Here is a 12,551-nt window from a genome sequence, read left to right as displayed (position 1 = left end):
GTTAGGAAGGTACATGATATGAAAAAAAGGCTTCAGTTTCGCAGCTTGAGAGCTAAAATGATTATGGTAATAGTTTTGGCAACAATTATTAGTACCCCAATTTCTATTCAGTTAAATGGTATTATTAGAGAAACGGAGATGCTGCCACCTCAATTTGGGATGGTCATAAATACAGTAATTAATCTGATTTTTACTACTCTCATTTCAGCTCTTTTTATTAGCTGGCTCATTATTAAACCAATAAAAACATTGCTGAATTATACAAAAGCGATTCGTAAAGGCGATTTAAACATGAGTATTGAAAAAAAATCGAATGATGAAATTGGTTTGTTGACAGATGAATTTATTTTAATGAAAGATGCGATTAAAAGTCTTGTTGTAAAAGTTAATGAAACATCTGTACATATTACATCCTCTGCAGAGGTATTGACAGCAAATACGGTAGGAACAAGTCATGTTTCAGAGCAGATATCCAATGCGATTCAAAGTGTAGCAGCTGGTTCGGAAGAACAAACAAAGGGTATGGAAACGATTGTAGAATCAGTGGCAGTTGTAAATACGGAAATAAAAGAAATTGCAAAACATACAGAAGAGATGGCAAAATCATCAGATGATACGATTATAAAAGCAAAAGAGGGGCAGCAAGTAGTTGACAGCACAGTAAAACAAATGAGTTTAATCCAAAATTCTGTGAAAGAATCAAATGATTCCATTGGACTGTTGCAGGAGCGATCAGAGGAGATTGGCCAATTTTTAAATGTAATAACAGAAATCGCAGATCAAACGAACTTATTGGCACTAAATGCAGCAATTGAAGCTGCCAGAGCAGGAGAGGCTGGAAAAGGATTTGCAGTAGTTGCAGAAGAAGTAAGAAAGCTGGCAGAACAGTCTAATCAGTCCGCTAAGCAAATAGCGGTGCTAGTAAATGAAATTCAAAAGGATACACTTACATCTGTCAAAACCATGAAAAGAGTAACAGATGAAGTAAAAGAAGGAATCAGCATTACAAATAATACGAAAGAAAAGTTCAATATGATTTCTGATTCTATGTCTAATATGAGCAGTCAGATGCAGTCTGTGTTGGAAGCAGCAAATAATATTACAGCAAATATCGCGGAAGTTGCTGGATCTGTTGATCAAGTAACAAGTATCGCAAAAGAAAATAGCCAAAATTCCATAAGTGTATCGGCATCTTCGCAGGAACAATTAGCAGCTATTGAAGAAATTGCGCATTCAACGAAATTGCTTGCAAGCATTTCAGATGATTTAGTTATGTTAACAAAAGATTTTAATATATAAAACTTCGCAGACACAAAAAGAGTTAATGTGTGAAATGGTCCCTTTATTCGAATCTTTCCTCTTAGGTGGACCCAGGAACTAGAAGTAGGAAAAATGCTAACGGTTAAGATTAGAGAAAAAGTTATCATCTTTATAAGCCTGAATAAGGCTTTTTTTTTATCGTTGGGTAGTGCAGTACATTTTTTTATATAGATAATTTGGATTAAATTTTAGTGAAATCATTGTCGAAAGTTGTTATTTATCAAAATTACAAATATAATGGAGAATTGTATGAAGCTTTTCTAAGCATGAATGAAATTATCTTATTTTTATTAGTATATTTGTCATGGAAAAGACAATAAGTGTGTAGAAAATGAGAATGACGAATTCTTCAGGGTGGTTGAAAAGCAGTCTGTTGTTGATAGCATATAACTGCCTTGGAGGCAGTTGCTTAATATTGTGGTTATATCAAGGAGTAATGAATAAATGACGCGAATGAAAAATACTTCTAAAATAGATTTTACCCTTGTCCTTATTTTAATGCTGTTATGTATTGCAAGCTGTGTAGCTATATTTAGTGCACAAAGCACAGGACAATATAATCAAAATTTTCTAGTAAAACAAATTTTCTGGTATGGAGTGGGAATTGCTATAATTGCCAGTATCATCACTTTAGATTCCGATCAATTAAAGAAGCTTTCCTGGTATTCCTATGCTTTTGGAATTGTTTTGCTTTTATTATTAATAGTGGCTCCTGAAAGTATAGCAAGAAAAGTAAATGGAGCGAAAAGCTGGTTTCAGCTTCCAGGAATCTCCTTGCAGCCTTCGGAATTTGTTAAAATATTTATTGTATTAACGTTATCTAGAGTCATTGTAGAGCATCAGGAAAAGTATATAGTAAAGACTTTAAGCTCTGATTTTTGGCTATTAACAAAAATTGGACTAATTACCTTTTTCCCTCTTCTATTAGTTATGCAGCAGCCTGATTTAGGAACTTCCTTAGTTTTTATTGCTATTATGCTTGGCATGACTTTTATTTCAGGAATAACATGGAAAATATTGCTACCTATTTTTCTTTCCGGTATTATTCTTGCTACAAGTGTATTATATTTAGTCTTATGGCATCCAGATTGGCTGGAGAAATACCTCGGTGTACAAGAATATCAGTTTGGTCGGATTTATTCTTGGCTAGATCCTTATAATTATCAAAGTACCACTGGATATCACTTAACACAGTCGCTATTAGCTATAGGATCAGGTGAAACTGCAGGAAAAGGGATAGGAATTAGAGATGTTTATTTACCTGAAAGTCATTCAGATTTTATTTTCAGTGTAGTTGGAGAAGAGTTTGGATTTATCGGTGCAAGTGTCTTGGTAAGCTTATTCTTTTTGCTTATTTACCATATAACAAAAGTTGCATTAGAAACAAAAAATCCTTTTTATACATGTATATGTGTAGGGATAATTAGCATAATTACCTTTCATGTATTCCAAAATATCGGAATGACCATTGGGATTCTGCCAATTACAGGAATACCATTGCCATTTATTAGTTATGGAGGAAGTTCATTAATGGGAAATATGCTTGCGATGGGGTTAATATTCTCTATCCGTTATCATTATAAAAAGTACATGTTTTCTAATGATGAATAAGGAATTGAAGACAAACAGAACCTATTATTATATTTTATTAAAAGTCAAGAAAATGGATTTAAATAAGGTTTTGTATATAATGTTGCACATTTTAGAGAACGTGAGAGTCACGTTCTCTTTTCGTCATTGTATAACTGTTTTTGAAATCCGCAAATCAACTGATAAACTTGTCCAACCGATATTACCATGTTTGAATATATTGCTTGTGAACAACATGAAAGGAGGGAGAACAGATGAACAAACCATGGTTTCCGAATAATGATGAAAGAAATAATAGCAAAAGTCGTTCAAAGGCAGACAGTGATTCAAAAGCAAAGGCAGATGTAGATTTCGACAACGATATAGATACGGATGTTGATAACAAATTAAAAAACACTGACAAAAATATTAACGTAGCAAAGGCAGATGCTAAGATTTCTAACAGTGGGAATTCTAAAGTTGATCTTGATATTGATGTAGATTCCAACTCTAAGGCAAGAGTTCGTTCACGTGCTGAATCTGATCAAGACCAAGATCAAGAACAGGATCAAGATTAAGATTAAGAGTTTTAAAGCGTAATTTTAAATGATTGATTTAAAGGGGTATTCTTTAGTGCTAATACTCCTTTAAATTAACTAGTTTTTGAGGAAGATGATATTTGATGGAGAAACAGAGCAAAAATCGATCATTGCAGCATTTCGATCAATTAATGAGAACAAAGGAAAGTTCTTTTAACGATATTCGATCTAACCTCTCTTCTTCTGTTGATCAAAGTGGAAATTCAGACGTAGATGTTAATGTAAATGTTCAAATTGATACGATGCCAATTGCACTCTCATTGCTATGTTTATCTTTCGCAAATAAACAATTAACGCGTCAAGAATTTGAATCTGCGGTTGAGGAACTAGTTGAGGTGACAAATCGCTACAAAGAATCTGAAGGAAAAATAAAGGGAGATTCGCGAGTAAAATTATATAATGAAAACAAAAGTAATAGGATTTGGGGAAGATTTTAAATAATATCTCTTCCCCCTATTACATCGAACCCTTTTATTAATCTTCCCGACAATTGTAACCAGAGGGTATAGGGAGGTATAGCATCGTTTTGTTAAAAGATTGTAAATCCTATATTAATTTCATTTAGCAAAAACGCCAAACCCATACGTTTAAGGGATTGGCGTTTGTTTATTTTTTTCGTTTATCGGGTAGCACCAACTTTTTGACGTAAAATACAATAAATTGGAGTGGTAGATAGGTTTTCTTACACTATTTTTTAGGAGCAGAAAAAGCTTAATTTTTTATACTTAGGTTATTTATCCCACTCTTAACGGGCAGTAATACCCCCACCTCGGGGATGCTGAGAAATCGAGGAAGCTAGGTGTTGAAACTTGCCCGTAAAGGTCCGATAAGTTCAACTAACCATCAGTGGGGATGAAGAAAATCCCACTGATGGAAAGGTTCACTTTATCAACTTTCTTGTTTATTCACTAGCTTCCTTTTGGGTGAGGGGAAAAGGAAGCGGTGATAAATATAGATGGAAAACACATAATGAAATTGATAATCATTATCAATTGATTTAATTTAATAATAAAATATAATAGGAATAATGTCAATATTTTAGGTTAGAATATTTTGATTTTTTGGAGGTTTTAAAAAATGGAAAAAGATTTTTTAGAGAATTTTGATGTACTTTTAACAAATTATACAGAATTATTGTTAGGGGAACAGAATGAAACTTTAAAGAAAAAAGTAGAATTGTGGATGCTTTATTCTCATATGGCTAAATCTATGCCTGGATTAGTGAAGCATTGGAATGCAGAATTTCCAAATGGCAAAAAAGAGATGGTGAAAATTGTGACAGAAATAAAGAAATTGAACGAATTACAAAAACAAAATAAAAAATAAAACATATGATATTAAGAGCGGCATAGACAACTTTATTTCATGCCACTCTTAATATCTATGCCATCTGTCCCGGCAAGTTATTGAAGAGTAGAGCTGCCGTAAGGAAATTGGGTTGTATACCCTTTAAATTGCTGATATGTTTGTTGTATTTTCTGCTGTTCGGCAGGCTCCAGCTTATACCAGCCATTTTGGAACATAACAGTATATAGCTCTCTTTGCATATTTTGTGCTTCAGTAAAGATCGCTAATAAATCTTGGTACAAAGCTTGATGACTTGCTTCATTTAATGCTATGGAATAAGAATCTGTCATATATTTTTCTGTCGATAATAAATCATTAACAAAATCTCGATCATTCATTTGAGGTGTTTTCGGTACTTGTTTTTCTGGATTCTGAATTGGCTGTTGCTTCATTTTTAATTCCTCCTGTCCATAATCTTTGTTCGATGTGGTTATTATTGGTAATTATTATTAGGCTGAGATGGTTGGAAATTTAAATGAGACAAGATTTTTTCGTAGTGATGTTGATGCATTTGTCCGCATTTTTCCAAATAAGATTTAATGGATTGATCTTGTACTGCATTAGCAAAAAAATGAGCTTTTTTCATAGCTAATAAATTCCATGAAAGCATATCCGTTAAATAGAGTGAATCCTTTACTGTAAGTGTTGATGGCGGCTGCATCATATTATTCGTATTTTGCATAGTATTAGTTTGCTGCTGCATAATTTACTCCTCCATTCATAGTTATTAAGTATATTCATTTATTGTTTTTTATATTGATTATTTTGACTGTTTACCTTTCCTCCACCATCATTCTCAACAGTAGGACCTGCATTTCCTTTTACACTTGCTGCACTAACTCCTGCTCTAGAAGGGTCTTTTTTAAGTCTAGCCATTTGAATTGTCACCTCCTCCACTATGTACACTTACTAGCGTCTCCCAAACCAACTGATTTAATGAATGGATTAACAAAAAGCAGAGTTTTTAGTAAAAGCATGTCAAATTTTGTGAAGGGCAAGTTTAAATAGAGAAAGAAATTTGTTTGAACGATCGACAAAAATATGTGCTAAATTCCGCTAGTGTTTATTGTATAACGGTTTTGTTTATTTTATTGTTAATAAGTAATGAATTATTGGGAAAAGTTCTTGTAGAAAAAATGAAAAAGAAGGAGGAGTATTATGGCAAGTGAAATTAAATATGCAGCAGTTATCGGTGCTGGAGTAATGGGATCAGCTATTGCAGCACAACTTGTGAATGTGAACATTCCTACATTGCTTCTTGATATTGTTCCAAACCAATTGCTTCAGGAAGAAATAGACCATCAGTTAACATTAACGCATCCTATTGTAAGAAATCGTTATGTAGATTCAGCCAAAAAAAATTTAGTCAAAATGAAACCCAGTCCTATTGTCTCCAACCAAAAGCTATCTTTATTAGAAACAGGAAATATAGAAGATAATTTTGATTTATTATCAAAAGCGGACTGGATCATAGAAGCTATAACAGAAGATATAGAGGAGAAAAAAACATTATTTACAAAAATAGATAAGATTAGAAAAACAGGTTCTATTATTAGCAGCAATACCTCAGGGATATCCATAGAAGAAATGATGGAAGATTTTTCAGAAGATTTTCAAACTCACTTTTTTGGTACGCACTTTTTTAATCCACCTCGCTATATCCGCCTATTAGAAATTATTCCAAGTACAAAAACAAATCCTGCTATCATTAATACTTTTAAAAATTTTGCTGAAGAAAAATTGGGGAAGGTTGTAATCATGGCAAAGGACACACCGAATTTTATTGCAAATCGTCTCGGTGGATTCGCCTTTTTAACGATAATTAATGAAATGATTCAATCCAATCGAAGTATCTATGAAGTGGATCAGCTGACTGGTCCTTTTATTGGATTCTCTAAAAGTGGTACATTTCAAACGTTGGATATGGTAGGTTTAGATACTTTTTCTTATGTTATTCAAAATATGAAAAACCGCATTTTTTCTGAAGAAGAAAAGGATATTTATAAGATGCCCCCATTATTGCAGGCAATGCTCAGTAATAATATGCTAGGAAGAAAAAGCGGCCGTGGATTTTATAAAAAAACAAAGGACGGCATACAGGTTTTAGATTATCAAACCATGCAATATATCGATATAAAAAAAGAAAAAAAACCTTCTAACCCACCTGGGAAATTAAAAGATTTTTTGTATGAAAATTCATTAGAAGCAAATTTTATTTGGAATTGTATTACTCCGATTTTAGTATATACTGCATCATTAGTAGGAAAAATTTCGGATTCTATATACGAAATCGATGAAGCAGTAAAAACAGGATTTAATTGGAGGAAAGGCCCCTTCGAAACATGGGATGTTATAGGGATCCAAGACGTGGTGAAAAGATTAGAAGAAGAAAATACAACAGTTCCGAATTGGATTAATGAAATGATAGACAATGGTTTTACTTCATTTTATAAAGAAGAGAAAGGGACACTCCATTACTATAAGCACGGAAGATATGAAGCGGTACCGAAAGATGCAAAAAGAATTTTGGTAAAAGAAGAAAAAGAAAAAGGAGGATTACTTCATTCTAATAATTCTGCCAGCCTTATAGACATTGGGGATGGTGTTGCATTGCTGGAACTGCATACTTTGAATAATGCCATTGGCATGGATGCATTAGAAATGATAGAGGTATCAGTCGAAATAATAGAAAAAAATAAAAATTACAGAGGACTGGTCATAGGAAGTACAAGCAAAAACTTTAGTGTTGGAGCAAATATAGCTCTGTTATTATTAGAAGCACAGTCTGGTGATAAGCTGGAATTGGAGATGGCAGTAAATCGATTTCAACAGGCAATGAAGAAAATTAAATACTGCATAAAACCAATTGTGGCAGCACCTAGCAAAAAAACCTTAGGCGGCGGTGCGGAAATTTGTTTGGCTGCTTCGCAAGTTCAAGCACTACAAGAAACATATATTGGATTAGTAGAAACTGCTGTAGGGTTAGTGCCTGGAGGCGGTGGTACAAAAGAGCTTTATATAAATCGATTAAAATACAAGCAATCCTACAGTGATAAAGAATTGATGGAACTGGTAAAAGACGTTTTCTATACGGTGTTAACAAGTAATGTATCAACCTCCGCAGAAAATGGAAAGGAACTTGGTTTCCTGGAAAAGGTAGATAACATAACGATAAATGATCGACACTTATTATATGATGCAAAACAGCAAGTACTTCTGTTGGAGAAACAAGGCTATCTTCCTCCGAAAAGAAATAAAATTATGGTTGCTGGAACATCTGGCTATCAATTGTTAATGAGTGAATTACAGGAACTAGAAAAAATAGGAAAACTAGCGGAATATGATCTAATTATTGCGAAAAAGCTCGCTTTCGTATTAACAGGAGGAAACGTAGATTTTAAAACTGAGGTGGAAGAAGATTATTTATTAAGCTTAGAAAAAGAAGCCTTCTTATCATTAATTCAGCAAAAACAAACCCAGGACCGGATATTACACCTTTTACAAACAGGAAAAATAAAATAACGGAAGTAATCCAGTAAGGGAGAGAATCGAATCATGAAAAAAGGTGGAAGCTTTATTATAGAAGAAACTAACTATGAAGAAATTTTTACACCAGAGGATTTTGAAGAAGAGCATGAAATGATTGCAGCTATGACATCCGATTTTATTCAAGATAGGGTGTTGAAAAATTTGCCCTTTATGGAACAGCATGATTTTGCAAAAACCATACAATTAATGAAAGAAGCAGGGGAGTTAGGTTTATTAAGTGCTGATATACCAGAAGGATATGGTGGATTAGGTCTTGATAAAATAAGTTCTGCCATAATTTCAGAGAAAATGGCAATTGCAGGAGGATTTTCTATTACACATGGAGCTCATATTGGTATTGGTTCTCTTCCGCTTGTTTTATTTGGAAGCAAGGAACAAAAAGAAAAATATTTACCTTTGCTGGCAACAGGCGAAAAAATCGCTGCATATGCCTTAACCGAGCCTTCAGCAGGATCTGATGCAGTTGGAATTAAAACAATTGCAAAACTAAATAAAGAAGGCACCCATTATTTATTAAAAGGGGAAAAACAATGGATTACAAATGCAGGTATTGCAGATCTGTATACCGTTTATGCGAAAATAGATGGAAAAAAATATACAGCTTTTCTTGTTGAGCGTAACTTTGAGGGAGTATCTATCGGGAAAGAAGAAAATAAATTAGGAATCAAAAGCTCATCTACTTGTTCGCTTCTATTAGACAACGTAGCTGTACCCGTAGAAAACATTCTTGGGAAAATAGGAAGAGGACATATTATTGCATTAAATATTTTAAATCTTGGTCGCTTTAAATTAGGAGTTGGATCAATAGGTGCAAGTAAAGAAGCAATGAAACAAACCATTTCTTATACAAATAATCGTATACAATTTCATTCCCCTATCTCACAATTTCCTTTAACAAAAGAGAAACTAGCAGCAATGTCCTCCCATTTGTATGCCGCTGAAAGTTCAGTTTACCGCACTGCTGGTTTACTAGCAGATATTATGAATCCATTAGAAGATGATTCCGAATTTAAAGATGCAGCCAAAGCAACGAATGAATATGCACTGGAATGCAGTTTAAATAAAGTATTTGCCTCCGAAGTACTAGATAGGATTGTAGATGAATGTTTACAATTACACGGAGGAAATGGTTTTATGGAAGATTATGATATTGCCAGAATGTACCGGGATTCGAGAATCAATCGAATTTTTGAGGGAACAAATGAAATCAACCGTTTATTAGTTCCTGGGAATCTATTAAGAAAAGGGATAAAAGGAGAACTTCCTATTCTTCAATCTGCCCAGCTGCTAGTAAAACAACTAGTAGGATTTTTCCCTCATGATCCAGATCAAACATTGTTGTCACAAGAAAAGATGTTTGTAACCAACAGCAAAAAAATTACACTGCTTCTTTTAGGATTATCAGCAAAACACTATGAGCATACTATAGAGCAGGAACAAGAGTTGCTTGTAAATATTTCTAATATTATTTCGTTAGTATATGCAATGGAGTCTGCTGTATTAAGAACGGAAAAAGCGGTTAATCATTCAATAGAAGACAATAAACAAAAAAAATTATATACAGAAATATTTTGCCAAGAAGCTTTTCAACAAATTGTTTTAGAAGCAACAGAATCATTAGCTTATATAGAAAGCGGCGATAATTTACGCATGATGCTCGCCACTTTAAAAAAATTAACGAGATATACACCAAAACCAATTATTCAATTAAAAAGAGAAGCTGCAGTCAAAATATTAGCTAACAGCCAGTATATTGTATAAATAAATATTTTTTCTCTGTAAGCTTAAATGGTGGGACTAACCTTCATGGGGGATGGTTAAAATCTTCAAATGGTTTAGTTTCACCTTATAATTTATATTTTTTTATAGTAAGTGTTTTAATAGAATAAATACTATTTTTAGTATTATTTGTTATGATTTTGTGCAATCTTATGATAATATTCAAATATATGAAAAAATATCTCAGATAAAATTAGGTGATGGAATGCAAGTTGCTTTTTATTGGTATCCGAAATGCGGTACATGTCGAAAAGCCAAAAAGTGGCTCGATGAAAATCATGTAACATATGAAGAAGTACATATTGTGGAAAATCCTCCTTCACGTTTAATGTTGGAAGATCTTTATAAGAAAAGTGGTCTAGAATTAAAAAAATTCTTTAATACGAGTGGACAAAAATACCGTGAGCTTGGTTTGAAGGATAAAATCAAAGATGCATCAGAAGATGAATTATTAGATTTGCTTGCATCGGATGGGATGCTGATTAAAAGACCACTGACTACAGATGGCAAGCAAGTTACCGTAGGATTTAAAGAAGAGGATTTTAAAAAAAGCTGGACATAAAAGGAACGATTTTTCTGTCAGCAGGACATTGTAATGCAACCCTTCATTAACTGCGAGAACTTACGTGAAGTATAGCATTAAATTTATATAACAATATGGATGTCTAGCTCTAGGCGCCAGCGACTTATGTACTTTGCACTTCTTTTTGAGTTTCCTTTATTACATGTGGAGCGCATCCGTTCATTTTTTGCTAAAAAGGCGTCTTGTGCTTTTCTTATATATTATTAATTTGGAGGGATTTGTAAATGAGTACACCAAAAGATTTGCGTTATTCAGAAGAACATGAATGGGTAAAAGTTGAAGGTGACAATGTTCGTATAGGGATTACATATTTTGCTCAATCCGAGTTAGGGGATATTGTTTTTGTCGAGCTTCCAGAAGTTGGAGACGAAATTGTTGCGGACGAGCCATTTGGCAGTGTTGAATCTGTTAAAACGGTATCTGAACTATATGCTCCTGTTAGTGGAAAAGTAGTAGAGGTAAATGAAGACTTAGATGACAGTCCTGAGTTTGTAAATGAATCTCCATATGAAAAAGCATGGATGATCGTAGTTGAACCAAGCAATAAAGAAGATATCGATAATCTTATGACTGCTGAGCAGTATGAAGAAATGACAAAAGAAGATTAATAATGAAAAGCACCGGTATTTTCCGGTGCTTTTATTGCATATACACTGGTTTTCAACTTCCAACCAAAAATACCTCCAAAGTATCATAAAGTTCAACTAACCATCAGTGGGGGTTTTCTTCATCCCCCACTGATGGTTAGTTGAACTTATCGGACCTTTACGGGCAAGTTTCAACACCTGCTTCCTCGATTTCTCAGCATCCCCGAGGTGGGAGGCTTACTACCCGTTAAGAGTGGGATAAAATTACATGGCAAAGCCTTCGTGTTCCTATACGAGAGTAGGATAAGAAGGAGATCCGTAAAGATTTGTTAATGGTGAATGGGAGGAACGAAAATTTTAATGAATGGAGTGGACCCTATAAAAATAATTTAAAAATTCAGAAAAAAAGAAGTCGGCACTTTATCTCCTGCTCTGAATATGATAAAGTTAAATTCAAACTCAAAACTTCCTTTAGGTGATCATATGAAAAAAATAATCATTGTTGAAGGTAAATCGGATAAAAGCAAAATAAAAAATATTATTAGAGAACCAATAGACATTATATGTACAAATGGAACGATTGGGATTTCCAAATTAGATGAATTAATCGAAGAGCTATTTGATAAAGATGTCTATATTTTAGTTGATGCCGATAAGTCAGGAGAAAAGTTAAGAAAACAATTTAAAAAAGAACTTCCCGAGGCTGAGCATTTATATATAGACAGAATGTACAGGGAAGTTGCATCAGCGCCTGAGCATCATTTAGCTGCAGTATTATTGCATGCAAATATTGATATTTTTCCAGAATTTTTAGATTTAAGGATGAGTTAGTCATGAATGATTGTACACTAGAAGAAGTAGAGAATATCTTAATAGAAGAAAAGGAAAACGGATTTATGCTTTATTTGTATACTCCCCTTTGTGGAACTTGCGCAATAGCATCCAAAATGCTGAATGTTGTTCAAGCGATGCTAAAGCATCAGAAATTTGCAAAGATTGACTTGAATTATGCACCACAGCTAGCAGAAAAATATGAAGTGGAGAGTGTACCTTGTCTTTTGATTTTTAAAGAAAGAGAATTGAAAGAAAAAATATATGCATTTCATTCCGTTCCTTATTTAGTAGATATAATTCATAAAAAAATTTCATAAAGTGAACCTTCCATCAGTGGGGGTTCATCCCAATGTCATCAACTTAAGATTCCAAAAATTGTAAGTT

Annotated in this window: 14 protein-coding genes; 11 read left to right on the top strand and 3 right to left on the bottom strand. The window is 33.5% G+C overall.

The window, feature by feature from the left end; translation table 11 throughout:
• The first annotated feature begins 57 nt into the window (after nucleotides 1-57).
• The 5 genes from ACTYBU_RS18095 (at nucleotide 58) to ACTYBU_RS18075 (ending at nucleotide 4,814) form a co-directional block, all read left to right on the top strand.
• Complete coding sequence (locus tag ACTYBU_RS18095; protein WP_445491862.1) at nucleotides 58-1,299, top strand: methyl-accepting chemotaxis protein; 1,242 nt, start codon at nucleotides 58-60, stop codon at nucleotides 1,297-1,299.
• Between the two features lie 465 nt (nucleotides 1,300-1,764).
• Nucleotides 1,765-2,931, top strand: a complete 1,167-nt coding sequence (rodA, locus tag ACTYBU_RS18090) for a rod shape-determining protein RodA (RefSeq protein ID WP_445491860.1) — start codon at nucleotides 1,765-1,767, stop codon at nucleotides 2,929-2,931.
• A gap of 233 nt (nucleotides 2,932-3,164) precedes the next feature.
• Nucleotides 3,165-3,467 carry a hypothetical protein gene (locus ACTYBU_RS18085; protein ID WP_445491859.1) on the top strand — a complete coding sequence of 101 codons (303 nt, stop codon included), beginning with the start codon at nucleotides 3,165-3,167 and terminating at the stop codon, nucleotides 3,465-3,467.
• Nucleotides 3,468-3,568: 101 nt separating this feature from the next.
• Nucleotides 3,569-3,925: a hypothetical protein gene (locus ACTYBU_RS18080; RefSeq protein ID WP_445491857.1), complete on the top strand. Its 357-nt coding sequence runs from the start codon at nucleotides 3,569-3,571 to the stop codon at nucleotides 3,923-3,925.
• 640 nt (nucleotides 3,926-4,565) lie between these two features.
• Nucleotides 4,566-4,814 carry a DUF2573 family protein gene (locus tag ACTYBU_RS18075; protein WP_445491856.1) on the top strand — a complete coding sequence of 83 codons (249 nt, stop codon included), beginning with the start codon at nucleotides 4,566-4,568 and terminating at the stop codon, nucleotides 4,812-4,814.
• Nucleotides 4,815-4,891: 77 nt separating this feature from the next.
• On the opposite strand, the gene ACTYBU_RS18070 is transcribed toward ACTYBU_RS18075, so the two are convergent.
• The 3 genes from ACTYBU_RS18070 to ACTYBU_RS18060 are packed head-to-tail and all read right to left on the bottom strand — an operon-like array spanning nucleotide 4,892 to nucleotide 5,711.
• Complete coding sequence (locus ACTYBU_RS18070) at nucleotides 4,892-5,227, bottom strand: spore coat protein (protein ID WP_445491854.1); 336 nt, start codon at nucleotides 5,225-5,227, stop codon at nucleotides 4,892-4,894.
• 41 nt (nucleotides 5,228-5,268) lie between these two features.
• On the bottom strand, nucleotides 5,269-5,538 hold the full coding sequence (locus ACTYBU_RS18065) for a hypothetical protein (protein WP_445491852.1): 270 nt from the start codon (nucleotides 5,536-5,538) through the stop codon (nucleotides 5,269-5,271).
• 38 nt (nucleotides 5,539-5,576) lie between these two features.
• Nucleotides 5,577-5,711 carry a YuzL family protein gene (locus ACTYBU_RS18060; protein ID WP_445491850.1) on the bottom strand — a complete coding sequence of 45 codons (135 nt, stop codon included), beginning with the start codon at nucleotides 5,709-5,711 and terminating at the stop codon, nucleotides 5,577-5,579.
• Nucleotides 5,712-5,993: 282 nt separating this feature from the next.
• Here ACTYBU_RS18060 and ACTYBU_RS18055 point away from each other — a divergent pair, with 282 nt between their 5' ends.
• From ACTYBU_RS18055 to ACTYBU_RS18030, 6 genes are all read left to right on the top strand, one after another.
• Entirely contained in the window at nucleotides 5,994-8,357 is a 2,364-nt protein-coding gene (locus tag ACTYBU_RS18055) for a 3-hydroxyacyl-CoA dehydrogenase NAD-binding domain-containing protein (protein WP_445491849.1), read from the top strand.
• Between the two features lie 33 nt (nucleotides 8,358-8,390).
• Nucleotides 8,391-10,145: an acyl-CoA dehydrogenase family protein gene (locus ACTYBU_RS18050; protein WP_445491847.1), complete on the top strand. Its 1,755-nt coding sequence runs from the start codon at nucleotides 8,391-8,393 to the stop codon at nucleotides 10,143-10,145.
• Nucleotides 10,146-10,368: 223 nt separating this feature from the next.
• Nucleotides 10,369-10,725 (top strand): arsenate reductase family protein, encoded by a 357-nt coding sequence (locus ACTYBU_RS18045; protein ID WP_445492056.1) that lies wholly within the window; start codon nucleotides 10,369-10,371, stop codon nucleotides 10,723-10,725.
• A 245-nt stretch (nucleotides 10,726-10,970) separates the two neighbouring features.
• On the top strand, nucleotides 10,971-11,354 hold the full coding sequence (gcvH, locus tag ACTYBU_RS18040) for a glycine cleavage system protein GcvH (RefSeq protein WP_445491846.1): 384 nt from the start codon (nucleotides 10,971-10,973) through the stop codon (nucleotides 11,352-11,354).
• A gap of 417 nt (nucleotides 11,355-11,771) precedes the next feature.
• Nucleotides 11,772-12,164, top strand: a complete 393-nt coding sequence (locus ACTYBU_RS18035) for a toprim domain-containing protein (RefSeq protein ID WP_445491844.1) — start codon at nucleotides 11,772-11,774, stop codon at nucleotides 12,162-12,164.
• Nucleotides 12,165-12,166: 2 nt separating this feature from the next.
• Nucleotides 12,167-12,484 (top strand): thioredoxin family protein, encoded by a 318-nt coding sequence (locus tag ACTYBU_RS18030; RefSeq protein ID WP_445491842.1) that lies wholly within the window; start codon nucleotides 12,167-12,169, stop codon nucleotides 12,482-12,484.
• Nucleotides 12,485-12,551: the final 67 nt, after the last annotated feature.

It is taken from the genome of Niallia sp. 03133 (assembly GCF_052663225.1).
The sequence above is the reverse complement of the archived record's forward strand: the minus strand, read 5'-3'. Positions and strand labels throughout refer to the sequence as shown.